The organism is Flavisolibacter ginsengiterrae DSM 18136 (assembly GCF_059568575.1).
The window spans coordinates 1-16094 of the sequence record NZ_JCANTR010000024.1 but is presented as its reverse complement, the minus strand read 5'-3'; the positions used below and the strand labels follow the sequence as shown (position 1 = coordinate 16094).

Genomic DNA, 16094 nt, shown 5'->3' with positions numbered 1-16094 from the left:
TTTGCAGCCATGCAAACAGACTTTTTGGTAATTGGATCTGGTATAGCTGGTTTGACTTATGCATTGAAAGTAGCACAGCACTTTCCGGATAAGAAAGTTACTATTATAACAAAGGCAGCGGCGGATGAAACCAATACCAAGTATGCACAGGGTGGTATTGCGGTGGTGAATGACCTGGAGAAAGACAGTTTTGATAAACATATTGAAGACACACTGATAGCAGGCGACGGGTTGTGCAATAAAGAAGTTGTTGAAATCGTGGTAAAGGAAGGTCCTGCCCGTGTGCAGGAGATCATTGACTGGGGTGCTCAGTTTGATAAAGACGCAGAAGGTGATTTCAAACTGGGAAGGGAAGGGGGACATTCGGAATTTCGCATCCTCCACCATAAAGATGTTACGGGCAGGGAAATGGAAAGGGCTTTATTGGATGCGGTTGAAAAAGCATCAAACATCGAATTCATCAAGCATTGCTTTGTCATAGATATTATTACCCAGCACCACATGGGATATTTGGTAACTAAATCAACACCTGATATCAACTGTTATGGTGTTTACGTGCTGAATGCAAAAAATAACCGGATAGAAAAGATATTATCAAAGATCACCTTGCTGGCAACCGGTGGTAACGGCCAGGTGTACCGCACCACCACCAATCCTTCCATTGCCACCGGCGATGGTGTAGCCATGGTGTACAGGGCTAAGGGCCGTATAGAAAATATGGAGTTCATTCAGTTTCATCCTACCGCATTATATGAAGCAGGTAAAAGAGGACAGGCATTCCTGATCACAGAGGCGGTGAGAGGCGATGGGGGTATTTTAAGAAATATTAATGGTGAAGCTTTCATGGAACGCTATGATGAAAGAAAAGATTTGGCGCCGAGAGATATTGTTGCAAGGGCTATTGATAGCGAAATGAAGATTACCGGTACTGAAAATGTATTTCTTGATTGCCGGCATATGGATATGGTGAAGTTTAAAGAACACTTCCCCAATATTTATGAAAAGTGTTTGTCCATAGGGATTGATGTAGCGGTAAACATGATACCTGTAGCACCTGCAGCTCATTATAGTTGTGGCGGTATCAAAACAGACGAATGGGGACATAGTTCAATCCGTCACCTCTATGCATGTGGCGAGTGCTCCAGCACAGGCCTGCATGGAGCCAACCGGCTTGCGTCAAACTCCCTCCTGGAAGCTATGGTATTTGCCCATCGATGCTATGCAGATAGTGTGGGTAGTTTTGAACAGGTAGACAACCTCCCTGATATTCCTGACTGGAATGCCAGTGGTACTTCCGAGCCAAAGGAAATGATCCTGATCACTCAAAGCCTGAAGGAATTACAGCAGGTTATGAGTGATTACGTGGGTATCGTGCGTAATAATGTTCGTTTACAAAGAGCTATTAAACGAATTGACCTTCTTTTCGAAGAAACAGAAGGATTGTACCAAACAACCACTGTTTCACCACAATTACTGGAACTACGAAATATGATCACTGTAGGATATTTGATCACCAAGGCGGCCAGCTTTAGAAAGGAAAGCAGGGGCCTGCATTTCAATACTGATTATCCTTATAAATCGGATCTTGTTCAGAATATTGTGTTGTAAGAAAAAGCCTTAGAGAAATGATGCAAAAGAGAAAGACCTGCTTTTAACGCCTTTTCTATTTTCTTCTTAAAACGGGCATCTATCTTTGCCTGCTTTATGTATTACGTAGTTTATGGCATTTTCTATCTATTATCCCTGCTTCCTTTAAGAGTATTATATCTCCTGACGGATTTCTGCTACCTTATTATTTATTATGTAGCAGGATATAGAAAGGAAGTGGTAATGCAGAACCTCGCCATCGCATTTCCTGAGAAAACAATTGAAGAAAGAAAGAGGATCGCTAAGCAGTTCTATAGAAACTTTACAGATTTCTTTGCAGAAACCATTAAGATATTTAGTGCCACTGATGCTTTCTTACATAAACATTTTGTCCCTGACCTACGTGTATTTGAGCGCTTAAAACTAGAGGGTAAGAAATGCCAGGTTCACCTGGGGCACAACTTCAACTGGGAGCTGGGATACCTGGCCTGTGTATCGCAGATCAACCTCACGGTGTTAGGTGTATACATGCCTCTGAGCAGTGCCGTTTTTGAACGCCTGTTTGTAAAGCTGCGTACCCGTAAGGGAGGGATACTGTTGCCGGCGACAAATATGCGAAATGCTTTATTGCCTTATCGTAATGAACCTTACGCACTTTTGCTCGTTGCCGATCAAAGCCCTCCCTATCCTCAAAATGGGATCTGGGTCAACTTCTTTGGACGCCCCACACCTTTTGTCCGCGGACCTGAAAACGGTGCAAGAATAGGTAATCTTCCTGTTGTCTTCTGCCATGTAAAAAAGATCAAAAGAGGTCATTATAAGGGCTATTTTGACCTGGCTGTCGAAAATCCGGGATCATTGCCCAAAGGGGAATTGACTAAAATGTATGCACAGTTCCTGGAAGAAAAAATGAGAGAGCAACCCGAAAACTGGTTATGGAGCCACCGTAGGTGGAAGTGGGATTGGAAAGAAGAATATGGACCAGTATATTAAATAAAAGCAGGCATCCGAAAGGATGCCTGCTTTTATTAACCAGTTTTTATTAATTCAATACACTCTTTTCCTTCTCAGTTTTGATCTTCGGCTCTTCCTTTATTTTATTAAAGCCACCCACAATGTTTCTCAGGTTATGTATGCCTTCACGTTTCAGCAATGAGGTGGCGATCATACTCCTGTAACCACCCTGGCAGTGCACATAAATGTTTTGATCTTCTTCGAATGAAGCAATATTCAATGGATCTGTTAGGTCATTAACAGGTATATTAAGTGCATCTTTTACATGCCCTTCTGCAAATTCTGCCGGCTTCCTTACATCCAATACCACCAGTTTATCATCAAATGGAATATCCATGGCCAGTTCATCTGCTTCGATATTAATGATCATATCCGTTTCTTCACCTGCTGCTTTCCAGGCTTCAAAGCCTCCATCAACGTATCCTTTTACATTGCTGAAACCCACCCTGGCTAACCGGATGATCGTTTCCTTTTCCATGCCTGGTTCAGTCACCAGGATGATGGGTTTATCAAAAGGTAACAAACTGCCGGCCCATTCCGCAAATCGACCCTCAAGGCCAATAAACACCGACCCCGGAATAAATCCTAGGCTGAAAACTTCCGCATTGCGGGTATCCAGTAAAAGCTCATGATCTTCTACAGCCTTTTTTATGTCAGTTATGGATAAAGGTTTCATGCTTTGTTCTACCACGGCATCAAGGCTGTCGTAGCCCTCCTTGTTGATCTGGGCATTGATGGGGAAATAGTTGGGAGGTGCTACCAATCCATCCGTTACTGCATTAATGAACTCTTTTTTATTTTGGGCTTTCAACGCATAATTATTTTGCTTCTCTTCTCCTATGGTGCTGTAAGTATTTGGTCCCAGGTTCTTGCCACAGGCACTGCCGGGTCCATGAGCAGGATATACGATCACCTTGTCTGAAAGAGGCATGATCTTGCTGTGCAGGCTTTCATAAAGCATCCCTGCCAGGTCCTGCATGGTCAGTTCAGCACCTTTCTGCGCCAGGTCCGGGCGCCCTACATCGCCTACAAACAGGGTATCGCCGGTAAATATGCAATGATCTTCACCTTTTTCATCTTTCAATAGAAAACAGGAAGACTCCAGGGTATGTCCTGGTGTGTGCAATACTTCGATGCGAATATCACCCAGTTGAAATTGTTCACCGTCTTTGGCTACATGAACATCAAATTTTGTCACTGTGCCAGGTCCATAAACTATAGTAGCACCTGTGGCCTTTGCAAGATCAAGATGACCACTTACAAAATCTGCATGGAAATGAGTTTCAAAAATATATTTGATAGTGGCCTTCCGCTCTTTAGCCAGCTGGAGATAAGTATCAATATCACGAAGAGGATCTATTACAGCGGCCTCGCCCTTGCTTTCAACATAATAGGCGGCCTCGCTGATACAACCCGTATATAATTGCTTAATGAACATAAAAATTCCTTTGAGCGCAAAAATACTTGATTGCCCTCAAAGGAATTTGTTACTGTTAGGCAGTCTTATTTTAACAATTCCTGTACAATGGCATGTACCTGATCTAAACGATCATAATTCACCGAATAGAAAATAAACTTTCCATCACGAACGGTATTTACATACCCTGCTTTACGTAAAATAGCCAGGTGTTGTGAAGCAACAGATTGCTCCAGTCTGAGCTTAACGTAAATCTCCGTAACAGTCATTTTACCATTCTGATGAATCAGCTTTAAGATTTGCTGTCGAAGCTTATGATTCACAGCGCGTAAAATAAGTGCTGCTTTCTTCAGCTGAAGAACATCGATCTTCAGTTCCGAAGAAGTGGCTACAGCAGTTTCCAGAATTTCATTGTTCATAGACATTTCACTCTTGTTCAGTTATCACAAATTTATAAATACCTAACGCTTATGCAAATCAAATTAATATAAATCAATAATTATTACTAAGAATGTTTAACAAACGGGGTGTAAAATGCTTTGCCATAAAAAGGTTCTGAATAGGCCAGGTCTGCAAATTCCTGGTTCTCAAATTGGCTGAAACTCAAGCCTGTCATGTGTTGCGCGTTTGGTTCCAGTTTTTTAAAGTAGGCATTGGGGTCGGAAGTGAGGTGCATGAATTTTTCACTTCCATTGCCAAAAAAAAGTACAGAGTCCGAATGTAATATCTCCTGGAAGCTCTCCTTTTCAAGGATAATATTGACCGGGGACAAGATTTCGGATAGCGAATGATCATAAACAGCGGTAAATACTTCCATCCTCCGGGCATCTATCATGGGGCATAAAAGTGCGGTGGGAGCGTCCAGGGCCGCCACTGCCATCATTTTTAGTGTTCCTACTGTGATCAATGGTTTTTGCAAGGCATAACAAAGACCTTTGGCTGTAGCCATGCTTACCCTAAGCCCTGTATAGGACCCCGGTCCGGAACTGACAGCTATAGCAGCAAGTTCCTGCAGGGAGAGTCCGGCTTCTTCCATCATTTCTTTAATAGCCACATGCAACCAGGAAGCATGATCTTTTTGGGAAGGATTGATCTTTAGACCAATTACTTCACTGTCTTTCGCCAGGCAAAGAGAGGCAGATACCACCGCAGTATCAATATTCAATATATAACTCACGCCGGAAAGTTACTATTTGAATGGGTTAAATTGATTTGTATAAGAAAACAATCTTTAACTGACGGGTGGGCGGGAATCATCCCTGGTAGTCCTTATAAGACTGATGCCTGTAAAAAAGAATATGGCACCTAAGACACCATATACGATCAGGGCCTTGATCTGTCTTTCAGCCCCGCTGGAGTTCATAAAAATAGTGGCAAAATAGATGAGACCTCCAATTCCTAAAACGGTAAGTATCACGCCAAATGTTCTTTTCAGATTCATAGATATCCTTTGAAGGGATATTTGCAAATCAACTGCCACGTTACCAGGAACCCGGAAATACCAGGTCATGTTAACCTATATTGGAATGTACATTAATGAATACGCTAATTTTTCAGCGACCCCACAATATCCCCGGTTGCCAGCTTTAAACCTAATTGCTGATTTTCAGAAAGCGGGATGAGAATGGCAGGGGAGTTATTGGCCATTGTCGTCCTGGCAAATATGCCTTTTAAAGGCCCTGAAGTGAAGAAAACTCTTTGAGCCGTGGCGCTGAACCTGTATTCACCGGAATCATTGCCATTGCCAATTTTATAATGGCCTTCATCTAATAATAAGATATCACCTTTATCCCATTTGCCATTGTTCTTGATAACGGTTTCATACCGCCCCGAAGGTAGGTTGTTGACCTGTGCTTTTGTTACCAAACCAACACAGGAAAACATAATAGAGAGTATAAATAATTTCATAGGTAATCGTTTACGGTTTCATTGAGTAAGTTACAAATAAAAGGCCGGAAACGTATCGTAAATGAACGAGCTTAACCATGAAAAACTACGCTCACTGAGCTTATTCAAAATTTTTATAAAGCGAGTAAAGCACCTTTTTATCTTCCTGCAAAAACACTTTGCTGGAGTCAATTTGCTCATATTTCCGTTTAAATGTTTGAAATACTGCCAAACTGTCCCTGGTGTCATACCCTATCAAACGGAGCGCCTGGAGATGATTAAAATTGTCGGGAACTATGATCCCGGTAGTGTCCTTCCACCATACCCCATACCCACTGTCAGCCAGCCTTTTCCATGGAAAATTAACATTTGGATCATTTTTCCTGGTCGGTGCGATGTCTGCATGGCCAATGAAATTGGCCGCGGGTATGTTATAGGCTTTCTTCAAACCTGATAAAATATTCAATAAACTGGTGATCTCAGGTTCTGTAAATGGCTCGAACCCATTATTATCAATTTCAATTCCTATGGATGAGGAATTAATATCTGTATTATTTCCCCATTTGGCCAGGCCACCATGCCAGGCACGCAGGTAATCGTTAAGCATATGATGAACTGTTCCATCCTTACAGATAACATAATGGGCACTTACCTGGGTTCTGGGCAATGTAAAAGTTTGAAGTGTTTGATCGCAACTGTTCTGGGCTGTGTGGTGAATGATCACATAATTGGGCTTGCGCAAATTAAAATTGGTAGTACCCACCCATGCGCCCGAGGATAATGAATCAGTTAGTGGTGCCTGTTTCAGAATATTGGCATATTCCTTCGCCTGTTTTTTATAAGATTTATTGGTTGCGGCATAAGGACCACGATTACATCCAAGATATATGATGGCAGAGCCTAACATAGTAAAACAAAAAACCCCTCTTAAAATATTCATGTGGAATTTGTTAGGGTTTGAAAGTACAGAAGATTTTAATTGCTTAAACAAAAGCGCTGGTGGTTTGGTTTTTGTGGCCTGAATGGCATTATCATTCACCATTTAAAAATTTCAATATGGCAAGAGATGTTAATGGTAAAAAAGTAGCCATTCTTACAGAAAATGGATTTGAAGAAGTGGAATTGACCAGTCCCATGAATGCATTGGAACAGGCAGGCGCCACTGTTCATATAGTGTCACCACAAAAGGATAAAGTAAAAGCCTGGGATCATGACCATTGGAGTATTGAACTCCCGGTTGATAAGAATCTTTCTGATGCCAACCCCGAAGAATATGATATGTTGGTTTTACCCGGTGGTGTATTGAACCCTGATACCTTGCGACTGAATAAAGATGCAATATCCTTTGCCCAGCACTTCCTGGAGCAGGGCAAACCACTGGCAGCTATCTGTCATGGACCACAAACTTTAATTGAGACAGGCATGCTCAATGGGAGAACGATGACCTCTTATCATTCCATAAAAACAGACCTTGTAAATGCAGGGGTCAATTGGGAAGATAAGGAAGTGGTGGTGGATAATGGCCTGGTCACAAGCCGCAGTCCTAAAGACCTTGAAGCATTCAATAAGAAAATGATCGAGGAATTAGGCGAAGGCAAACATGCCACTACAGGCCAGTTTACGCATTCTGATAAGAGTTTTTAAAAAATAAGCATCCCGCAAACGCGGGATGCTTCCTTATATGCACAAAACCGGGTCACACTATTCGACGGAGGGTGAAGTTGCCAGGCGGAAGGAACGCACCACCTGGCAATTACCATAGTTGCCTTCTTTTTTTAAAAGCACCAGTTTTTCCACCCGGAAGTTGTGACTAAAACAGCGTTGGGCATATTCTCTCACAGCCTGGTTGTAAATCCTTTCACTCAATCCTGATACCAGGGCTAAATGTGGCCTTGGACTCAATGTCAATGGCGGGCAATTATTGCTTTCAATGAATCCGCTGATCATTTTCAACTGGTTGCCTATATGTATGAAGGGCATGGGATCAATTATGCGCAAATAGATAGTGTGTGGAGGAAAACTGCTAAAATTGTTCAGGCGTACATCGAAACTATTGTGCAACATACAAATGTTTTGAATCCAGCGTACCAGTGTTTCTTCCATGATCTCCTTTGCCTGGAACCGCGCTATGGTGATGTGAAGGTTCTCTTTACAATGGCCTTCTTTCATAAATGTTTCCCGGAAAAATTCTTGCTCTGACCTGATGCAATCATGAGTGCTATCATCCGGAACAACTACCAACTCATAATCCAGCAATTCGTAATTAGGTGTAAACTCAGCAAATTCTCCTGTGTATCTCATTTGTGGATTCCTTTCTTCGTGATGCAAAAATATTTAGTATAAATTTACTAAATAAATTAGTCAAACCAACAGTAATGGATAAAAATATTTTCATCAATGAGGCTTCCTTTCACCATTATCTTTCTAATCCAAATCAATCTCAAAGCGCCGGTTATAACAATACAGATAACAATTCCTGGGGTATTATCGACCTGAATGAAGCACTGGTAAAGAACAAACAAACCACTTTCTTTTTAAAGGTCAATTGCAATGCCGTTAAGGATTCTGGTATTGAGAAAGGAGATGTGGTCATAGTGGACAGGTCATTAGTTCCTGGTGATGGAAAGTTGGTCATTGCTCATGTAGCAGGTGAACTCATAATTAGGAAATTGCTGATCATAGATAAACGTATGCACCTCTTAGGCGACCGGTTAGCACCCCTGGTACTTGACCAGGGTGAAGTTTATATCTGGGGTGTTGTCACCTTTGCTATTCACGGTTTTTAATGCATGGCATGTGAACATATGAAATTGAGAAAGACTATTTCTTTCTGAGTCGGTCATCAAATGGAATGAATCGTTTTTCTACCAGGCGTAGTGTTTTAAACTGGGGATGTTTAGGATTGATAAGAATGTTATGATCCTGTGGAATGATGACAGAAGGGAGTTGCAGGGCCAATGCCAACCCTTCTTTTATGAACCTGTCACCAATCTTTTTAAGCGATGAGGGAGGAGGGTTATGTTGCCAGTTTCGTGGCAGATCCTTCTCGGTCAATACAAGTATGTCGGCACCGGGTAATTCAATTGTGGCCATGCAATAACCCGAAACGGGGATGGTATTTACATGTACTACAGTTTCAAGTAAGGCAAGTGCCGGGGTAGCAGCTGTGTATAATACATAAGTTCCTTTATTATTCCACCTGCCACCATACAGGGCAGCCCCTTTTCCTGAAAGGTCGTCAATGTACTGGCATTTACTGATACGGTACACTTTCATCAGGCAAAAAGTCCTTGTTCTATCCTGCCCAATTCATCCATCAATATTTCTATGCCTATAGAAGTATCCAGTAATTCTTTGGGCTGCTTATTTCCCAGGGGTATTACCGCAGTTTCCATCCAGGTTTTGAATGCTTCAAGGCTGTCAAAAACTTCTTCTCCACGGCTATATAGCAATGCAAGTTTTATAACTTTTTCAGATTGTTCGGGATTCAATAATTTACTTGGCTTATAGCGTCTTAATGTTCTGTCTGATGTGTGCATGATCTCTGCGATCTCTGCGGGACTTATGCCGGTTACCATCAACAAGTTGTCCAGCGATTTCCGGGGAATCCCTTTCTTGATTAATGGAATGAGATCTTCCCTTTCTTTAATTGCTACCGTTCCTTGTAATACTCCTCTTCCCCCCAGGTATTCTATAGCACGGAGGGAACCGCTTTTTGAACTGACTGCCACTTCCTTTCTTTCTGCTATGGCTTGCCGTGAGGTGTACCTGGTTGGAGTGTTTTTCTTCTTTTCCATGCTGGGAATATTGTCCTAAAGTTACGGACATTTGTCCAATACCTATTGCACTAAACATTTTGGATGGCTTAGTATTTGATTAATTATGAGCTAAAACGCATTATGCCTGAAGGGCCCTCCCTGGTTATAGCTAAAGAAGAAATGCAGCTGTTTATCGGTAAAAAGGTATTGGCAGTGTCGGGCAATTCTAAAATAGAAAAAGAACGGATGCTCAATAAAAAGCTACTGGATATTAAAACCTGGGGCAAGCATCTCTTATTATGTTTTAATGGGTTTACCGTTCGAATCCATTTCCTCATGTTTGGCAAATACCTTGTCAACGAACAAAAAGAAACCGTGCCCCGCATTCATTTACAGTTTTCTAAAGGTGAACTGAATCTTTACACTTGCGCGGTAAAGCTTATTGAAGAACCGCTTGATGAAATATATGATTGGTCTGCAGATGTATTAAGCGATGAATGGGACTCGGCATCAGCCAGGAAAAAATTGAAGGCGTTGCCCCATATAATGGTCACAGATGCCTTGCTTGATCAAATGATATTCTCGGGTGTGGGGAACATTATCAAAAATGAAGTTTTGTACCGCATTAAAGTTCACCCAAAGACCAAGGTGGGTGACCTGCCACCCCGTAAGTTAACCGAAATGATTAAGGAGGCACGTAAATACAGTTTTGATTTCCTGGAATGGAAAAAAGAATATACACTTCGTAAACACTGGCTGGCACATACTAAAAAGCAATGCCAGCGCGATGGTGATATAATCGTTAAGGAATACCTGGGTAAAACCCAGCGACGCACTTTCTTCTGCAATACCTGCCAGGTACTTTATAAATAACAGGATACTATTTTTCATAGGCCTGGCCATTATAGATAATTTTCCTCCCCAGCTTACTTGGGCAATTTTCTGCTCTTTCGTATCTTAATTTCTTAATTGCCTGCTATGGATAATTTATTTGAACCAACAGCTGCTGATGCTGTCATTTCACGCCTGGACAAAATTCAGCCTTCATCACAACCACGCTGGGGAAAAATGAATGCCGCTCAAATGATGGCTCACTGCCAGGCAACCTTTGAAGTGTATTTTGGTGAGAAGAAATTAAAACGTGGCCTTACCAGTATTTTATTCGGTAAGATTGCCAAAAGGAAATTATTTGTCAATAAACCCTGGCCCAAAAACCTGCCCACAGCTAAAGAGTTTAAGATCGCAGACCACAGAGATATGTTACACGAGAAGGCAAAACTGGTGCAACTGATAAAGCGGTTTTCTTCGGATGGTTATACGATCACAGAAACCATTCATCCTTTCTTTGGAAAAATGAGCTCGCAGGAATGGGCTCTATTTGCCTACAAACATCTGGATCATCACCTCACTCAATTTGGCGCCTGATCATTATTAATGCTCCAAATATTCATATAATAAAAAGAGCTACAGGTAAGTAGCTCTTTTTATTAAAATGTGTTTAAGAAGACTTGCTTGTAGTGTCTTTAAGATGACTTACCTGTTTTCAAATCCTCCAGTTTCTTTTGTTCTGATTCAATGGTCTTTTGCTGGTTTTCCTGGTCTTGCCGGTTCTTTTTCAGGTCAGACTGCAATTGTTCTATTTTCTTGTTAAGTGATTTTTCATCATCCTGCAATTTGGTCAATTTCTTTTGTGCATCTTTCAGGGTGCTTTCCTGCGCTTTTATATCCAGGTCTAATTTGTACCCTGCTGATTGTTCAAGAAATCCATTCAAGAATCGCTGGGCTGCACTGTAGTCTGAGCCTGAGTTTATAAATCCTTCACTTCCCTTGTTAACTAATAAATAAATGATGGATTTGTCTTTCTGTTTCCTGCTTTTCGGTTCCACTTTAAAATACAGATCCACCGGCTCGTCGCTTCCTTCCAGCCTCACCCCTTTGTAGGTATAGTATCCATTGATCTTGTTGTTTTTCCAGAAAAGACTTCCCTTTGTCTCTGGCTCGTACCCTGTCTTTTTAAGGTTTGTTACAATAAAGCCTTGCGACACATCTTCCGTATAGGGCAATTCGATCATTAAGGCCGGCTGATCGCTTTTATTATAACTGACAGTGGTAGGTGATGATTGTGAATATACTACATGACAGGTAGCTAGTAAACAGATAATAAATGCAGTTAAATTTTTCATTCTTCTCTATTTTGATTTTGTAATTTAAACAACATTTTACTATTTGGGTATTAACAGTTTATAGCCAACTGGCAGAACCCGATTTGGTACCTTTAATGTATGAAGCGCAGTGGCTCCGCCGATCTTCCCTTACACTATGGTTATGTTCCTAAATGGCTCTATGAGCGCATGGCCAAACTGGGTTTGGCTATTACCGAATCCATAGTAGGAGAGTATGGCAGGAAAGAGTTTTTAAGCCGTATGAGCGACCCATTCTGGTTCCAGAGTTTCGGTGCAGTAATGGGCATGGACTGGCATTCGTCGGGCATCACAACTTCAGTAATGGGTGCATTGAAAAGAGCTGTGAATCCTCATTCCAAAGTATTAGGTATTTATATCTGTGGTGGAAAGGGTAAATTCTCCAAACAGGCACCCCAGGAACTGGTAGGTGTTGGCGAACAAACCGGGTTGAATGCGGATGAACTGGTACGCCATAGTAAGCTCAGTGCAAAAGTGGATAACACGGCTATCCAGGATGGCTTCCAGCTATACACGCATAATTTCATTGTAAGCAACGAGGGCGATTGGAGCGTCGTGCAACAAGGCATGCGCGAAGGAGATTCTATGGCCCGCAGGTACCATTGGCATTCGGAGCTGGTACGTTCCTTCGTGGAAGAACCACATGCTGCCATTTGCGGCACCAACCAGGGACAGATCCTCAACCTGACAGCTATGGAAGCCAGTGGCTCTCGTAGTGGTATTCTAAGCATATCGCAGGAAAAGCCCGAACTAATGATGCAGGAAATACAGCAACTGGTAATGCCATCGCACCATGATGTCAGGAGCAAGGATGTTGACCTGCGAAGGCTGGGTTCCATATTATGGGTGGCCCATGAAGCGCAGCCCAAAGATTTTGAAGAATTGTTGTTATTGGAAGGTGTAGGTCCGAGGACAGTTCAATCACTGGCATTGGTTAGCGAAGTGATACATGGCACACCTTCAAGATTTAAAGATCCTGCACGCTTTTCATTTGCACATGGAGGCAAGGATGGCCATCCTTTCCCGGTACCCACCAAAACCTATGATGAAGTGATTAGCACTTTGCAAAAAGCTGTGCATAAAGCTAAGATCGGCCAGACGGAAAAAGCTGACGCATTAAAGAAATTGCATGCGCTGGCAGCAAGGGCTGAAAAAGATTTTATCCCTGTAGATAACCTGCAGCAGGTAATAGAAAAAGAGATCAGTGAAAGCTGGAAGTATGGAGGTAAGACAGTTTTTGGAGATGCCAGGCCTCCCAAACGTTCGAAGGGTGTGCAGTTGCGATTATTTTAAAACTGAAGTTTCGATATTTAGCATGAAAAAAGCCACCTGCAGGTGGCTTTTTATCAATTAAGGTTTTGTTCCTTGTGGCTTTTCCAATAACTGGAAGAACTGGTCAAGCTGTGGCAGTATCACTATGCGTGTGCGCCTGTTAGCTGCCTTGCCCTCTGCAGTGTCATTTGTCTTTAAAGGAATGTATTCACCACGTCCACCCGCAGTCATACGCTTGGGATCAATATTGAATTTATTCTGAAGTATCCTGATCACTGAAGTGGCTCTCTTTACACTCAGGTCCCAGTTGTCTGTAATACAATTGTTCTTAATGGCAACATTATCTGTGTGGCCTTCCACCATAAATTCTATCTCAGGCTTGCTGTTCAATACCTGGGCCACCTTACCTAATACGCTCATGGCTTTGTCAGATACATCGGAGCTGCCGCTTCTGAAAAGCATTTTATCAGAGATGGAAATAAATACCACTCCTTTTTCAACTTTGATCTCAACATCAGTGTCATTGATATCACTCAATGCCCCTTTAAGGTTCATCACCAATGCCATGTTCAATGAATCTTTACGGGCAATGGCGCTTTGCAACGTTTGAATATAATTATCCTTGGCACCAATATTATCCAGCGATTTTTTGATGCTTTCAGCTTGTGAACTGGAGATCACGGAAAGATCCTTTAACTGGTTTAATACGGTGTTGTTGTTTTCTTTCAGAAAATCCACCTGCTTGTTAAGGCCTGCTAACTCGGTTTCCAATAAAGATTTGCGGCGGGAAGCTTCCGCTTCATCTTCACGGCATTTTCTCAGGTCATCCTGCACCTGCATGTAAAAAGTATTCAGCTTGGCGTATTTATCTTGTTCTGCTTTTAATGTTTTACGGCTAACGCAGGAAGTAAAAACCAATACAGGCAGGCAAAACAAAAGGAGATGGCGAGGTTTCATAAAATAATGTTTAGTTGAATAATTGTAGACCTAAAGCGAACTCTATAGTCAATTTTGCCTCAAAAATAGGGGCATAAAAATTAATGCTGCCATGTTCTCAATAGCAGGATGTTAAAAAACAATTAGAATCTGATATGATCGAAATACCTGGTTCAGGTATTTAAAAAATAGTAGATCAAACTATTTAAGTTCTTCAAAAACGCCGGTAAGTTTATTCTTACGCACATTCTCAGCATGGAAGTAGCGTCCATTCATGGCCACATATACACCTGTTGGCAGTGTTTGAACAAAGGCCAGCGCACTTCCCAGGTTGAACAATCCATCCGAAGATCCGAACTTGTAAGGTATCATGGCACCGGTAAGTACAATGGTTTTGTTTTTGATCTTTTTCGCCAGCAATTGTGCCGTTTCCGCCATGGTATCCGTTCCGTGGGTGATAATGATCTTGTCTTCCGGGCTTTTCACACAATGCTCTGCCACCAGGTTGCGGTCATCCTCCGTCATCTCCAGGCTGTCCACCATCATCAGCGTCCTGACTTCGACTGGTGCCAGGTTTCGTCCAAGGTCCAGCATTTCTGGTAAATGAGAATCGTTGAAATACAATTGCCCTGTCAGTTCATTATATTCTTTATCAAATGTGCCGCCTGTTATTAAGATCCGGATATTCATAATAAATGATTGCGGTAAAATTAGGGAGAGAAGCGCATTTCATACAGCTAAGCTTTTATATGTAAGGCAACAATCAGCTTGTGTGCATGAAAACCAAATACTTTGTAAGAGGAAAAGTGCAGGCAATATAATGCTACCGTGCATCCTCCCATGGTGCATTATAAAAGAAGGTGAGTTGGCTTGTTGACAGATCAGTAAAAGCTTTGCAGGTTACTGCGCTGCTTCTTTTTCCATATTTTTTCCAATAACATACCCTATGGCAGCTCCAAGGATGGCGCCTGCTACGAGTACTGTATAATTGGCGCCGGCTGCAAAAAAGGCAACCAGTAATCCAAATACGCCAAATAAAATAGCCCAGGTAATTCTTCCTTTGGTTCTTTGCCGGGAAGGGATGTCAGATGGTTTGCGGTATTCATGATGTCCATGACGCTTGCGGCTTTGCGGCATAAATTTCTTTTGGTCAAAAGGTAGCGAAAATCAAATGGATTTGCAATGATTTTGGCCATTTCAGCAATGAATAGGATGTACTTGCATGTAAAAGATAATTGGTAAGAAAGCAGTAATGTAAAGTGTAGCCCAGCATTTTTTAAACGGTCATTGCTTTACTTCCGCCCAATCCTGGCGTTATTAATTGGAAAACAATCTATATTAAAGCATCATGTTTAAACATACTCTCTATCTATAGCTTACCTACGCCCTACTTACCATATAGCTACAGTATAGATACTGCGTGATCATCACGCACTAAGTATAGCGTAGGTAGGGAGATGATAGGCTTTTGTTATATGGTAAATAGGAAGAAGAACTAAGATGTATAGGATTAATAAGGATTATTGAGGAGAAAGGGAGTCATCTATTGCCTTTCCCTTATCATGGATGTAAACTAAAACCAGGACTGACAAAAACTACTGTAAACTAATGTCAGGACTATCTAATAATCTGTAAGGTTTTTTTAGGACGATACATTGTTAACCTGTCAACTCCATTCCCAAACGTTCCCAAACGTGCCATTTCGTGCCTTTTCGTGCCCGAATGTTCCCAAACGGGAAAGTGAGTGTTTCGGTTGATGTAATCTTTGTGCTATAACAATTAAAACCAATATCATATGGCAAAGCAAGTAGGCTATATCAAGGCAACAGGTACAGTGGATGATAACGTAAACTTTTATTATGACCCTGAATGGGGCTACCTGGTACGGCTGCTGCCCGGAGTGGACTCAAAGCGCTACTGGAGTGATCCTGCCTTTGAAGGAAGCCGCAGAAGCGCTGAGAGGTTTGGTACAGGCAATATCATGTCTTCCATCATCTACCGCTTTGTACCGGTTAAAAGAAG

Annotated in this window: 21 protein-coding genes; 8 read left to right on the top strand and 13 right to left on the bottom strand. The window is 41.9% G+C overall.

Features of this window, described 5'->3' with window-relative positions; genetic code table 11:
- Window positions 1-9: 9 nt before the first annotated feature.
- Together nadB and BP74_RS18825 are read left to right on the top strand one after the other, a co-directional pair.
- Window positions 10-1608, top strand: coding sequence for an L-aspartate oxidase (gene nadB / locus BP74_RS18830; RefSeq protein WP_496376566.1), 1599 nt, complete (start codon window positions 10-12; stop codon window positions 1606-1608).
- 57 nt (window positions 1609-1665) lie between these two features.
- On the top strand, window positions 1666-2580 hold the full coding sequence (locus BP74_RS18825; RefSeq protein ID WP_496376662.1) for a lysophospholipid acyltransferase family protein: 915 nt from the start codon (window positions 1666-1668) through the stop codon (window positions 2578-2580).
- Between the two features lie 49 nt (window positions 2581-2629).
- On the opposite strand, the gene BP74_RS18820 is transcribed toward BP74_RS18825, so the two are convergent.
- The 6 genes from BP74_RS18820 to BP74_RS18795 all read right to left on the bottom strand — a co-directional run bounded on the left by BP74_RS18820 (window position 2630) and on the right by BP74_RS18795 (window position 6845).
- Complete coding sequence (locus BP74_RS18820) at window positions 2630-4039, bottom strand: MBL fold metallo-hydrolase (RefSeq protein ID WP_496376564.1); 1410 nt, start codon at window positions 4037-4039, stop codon at window positions 2630-2632.
- 65 nt (window positions 4040-4104) lie between these two features.
- Window positions 4105-4437, bottom strand: a complete 333-nt coding sequence (locus BP74_RS18815) for an ArsR/SmtB family transcription factor (RefSeq protein ID WP_496376562.1) — start codon at window positions 4435-4437, stop codon at window positions 4105-4107.
- Between the two features lie 86 nt (window positions 4438-4523).
- Window positions 4524-5195, bottom strand: coding sequence for a tRNA (adenosine(37)-N6)-threonylcarbamoyltransferase complex dimerization subunit type 1 TsaB (tsaB, locus tag BP74_RS18810; protein WP_496376560.1), 672 nt, complete (start codon window positions 5193-5195; stop codon window positions 4524-4526).
- A gap of 54 nt (window positions 5196-5249) precedes the next feature.
- Window positions 5250-5459 carry a hypothetical protein gene (locus BP74_RS18805; RefSeq protein ID WP_496376558.1) on the bottom strand — a complete coding sequence of 70 codons (210 nt, stop codon included), beginning with the start codon at window positions 5457-5459 and terminating at the stop codon, window positions 5250-5252.
- Between the two features lie 104 nt (window positions 5460-5563).
- The gene (locus BP74_RS18800) at window positions 5564-5926 is read right to left on the bottom strand and encodes a hypothetical protein (protein WP_496376556.1); all 363 of its coding nucleotides are present in this window, start codon (window positions 5924-5926) and stop codon (window positions 5564-5566) included.
- Window positions 5927-6026: 100 nt separating this feature from the next.
- Complete coding sequence (locus BP74_RS18795; protein WP_496376554.1) at window positions 6027-6845, bottom strand: N-acetylmuramoyl-L-alanine amidase; 819 nt, start codon at window positions 6843-6845, stop codon at window positions 6027-6029.
- Between the two features lie 116 nt (window positions 6846-6961).
- Between BP74_RS18795 and BP74_RS18790 the strand changes: the two genes are divergently transcribed.
- Window positions 6962-7549 (top strand): type 1 glutamine amidotransferase domain-containing protein, encoded by a 588-nt coding sequence (locus BP74_RS18790; protein ID WP_496376552.1) that lies wholly within the window; start codon window positions 6962-6964, stop codon window positions 7547-7549.
- A gap of 57 nt (window positions 7550-7606) precedes the next feature.
- Here the strand turns inward: BP74_RS18790 and BP74_RS18785 are convergent, their stop codons facing one another.
- Complete coding sequence (locus tag BP74_RS18785) at window positions 7607-8206, bottom strand: 2'-5' RNA ligase family protein (protein ID WP_496376550.1); 600 nt, start codon at window positions 8204-8206, stop codon at window positions 7607-7609.
- A gap of 74 nt (window positions 8207-8280) precedes the next feature.
- Between BP74_RS18785 and BP74_RS18780 the strand changes: the two genes are divergently transcribed.
- On the top strand, window positions 8281-8691 hold the full coding sequence (locus BP74_RS18780) for a LexA family protein (RefSeq protein ID WP_496376548.1): 411 nt from the start codon (window positions 8281-8283) through the stop codon (window positions 8689-8691).
- Window positions 8692-8725: 34 nt separating this feature from the next.
- Here BP74_RS18780 and BP74_RS18775 read toward each other — a convergent pair whose 3' ends face one another.
- Together BP74_RS18775 and BP74_RS18770 are read right to left on the bottom strand one after the other, a co-directional pair.
- Window positions 8726-9181, bottom strand: coding sequence for an RES family NAD+ phosphorylase (locus BP74_RS18775; protein WP_496376546.1), 456 nt, complete (start codon window positions 9179-9181; stop codon window positions 8726-8728).
- A complete protein-coding gene (locus tag BP74_RS18770) occupies window positions 9181-9702 on the bottom strand; it encodes an Xre family toxin-antitoxin system antitoxin (protein WP_496376544.1) in 522 nt (173 codons plus the stop codon). The genes BP74_RS18775 and BP74_RS18770 overlap by 1 nt, the downstream gene beginning before the upstream one ends.
- Before the next feature lie 102 nt (window positions 9703-9804).
- Between BP74_RS18770 and BP74_RS18765 the strand changes: the two genes are divergently transcribed.
- Together BP74_RS18765 and BP74_RS18760 are read left to right on the top strand one after the other, a co-directional pair.
- Complete coding sequence (locus BP74_RS18765; protein ID WP_496376543.1) at window positions 9805-10536, top strand: DNA-formamidopyrimidine glycosylase family protein; 732 nt, start codon at window positions 9805-9807, stop codon at window positions 10534-10536.
- A 105-nt stretch (window positions 10537-10641) separates the two neighbouring features.
- Window positions 10642-11088: a DUF1569 domain-containing protein gene (locus BP74_RS18760; RefSeq protein WP_496376542.1), complete on the top strand. Its 447-nt coding sequence runs from the start codon at window positions 10642-10644 to the stop codon at window positions 11086-11088.
- A gap of 98 nt (window positions 11089-11186) precedes the next feature.
- Here BP74_RS18760 and BP74_RS18755 read toward each other — a convergent pair whose 3' ends face one another.
- On the bottom strand, window positions 11187-11846 hold the full coding sequence (locus BP74_RS18755; RefSeq protein ID WP_496376541.1) for a coiled-coil domain-containing protein: 660 nt from the start codon (window positions 11844-11846) through the stop codon (window positions 11187-11189).
- Window positions 11847-11945: 99 nt separating this feature from the next.
- Here BP74_RS18755 and BP74_RS18750 point away from each other — a divergent pair, with 99 nt between their 5' ends.
- Window positions 11946-13157 (top strand): DUF763 domain-containing protein, encoded by a 1212-nt coding sequence (locus BP74_RS18750; protein ID WP_496376540.1) that lies wholly within the window; start codon window positions 11946-11948, stop codon window positions 13155-13157.
- 57 nt (window positions 13158-13214) lie between these two features.
- Here the strand turns inward: BP74_RS18750 and BP74_RS18745 are convergent, their stop codons facing one another.
- The 3 genes from BP74_RS18745 to BP74_RS18735 form a co-directional block, all read right to left on the bottom strand.
- Window positions 13215-14093 carry an OmpA family protein gene (locus tag BP74_RS18745; RefSeq protein WP_496376538.1) on the bottom strand — a complete coding sequence of 293 codons (879 nt, stop codon included), beginning with the start codon at window positions 14091-14093 and terminating at the stop codon, window positions 13215-13217.
- A 180-nt stretch (window positions 14094-14273) separates the two neighbouring features.
- Window positions 14274-14762, bottom strand: coding sequence for an asparaginase domain-containing protein (locus BP74_RS18740; RefSeq protein ID WP_496376536.1), 489 nt, complete (start codon window positions 14760-14762; stop codon window positions 14274-14276).
- Between the two features lie 210 nt (window positions 14763-14972).
- Window positions 14973-15209 (bottom strand): hypothetical protein, encoded by a 237-nt coding sequence (locus BP74_RS18735; protein ID WP_496376534.1) that lies wholly within the window; start codon window positions 15207-15209, stop codon window positions 14973-14975.
- A 658-nt stretch (window positions 15210-15867) separates the two neighbouring features.
- On the opposite strand from BP74_RS18735, the gene BP74_RS18730 reads away from it, so the two are divergent.
- Window positions 15868-16094: hypothetical protein (locus BP74_RS18730; protein WP_496376533.1), on the top strand; the 227-nt coding region annotated here is incomplete at its 3' end.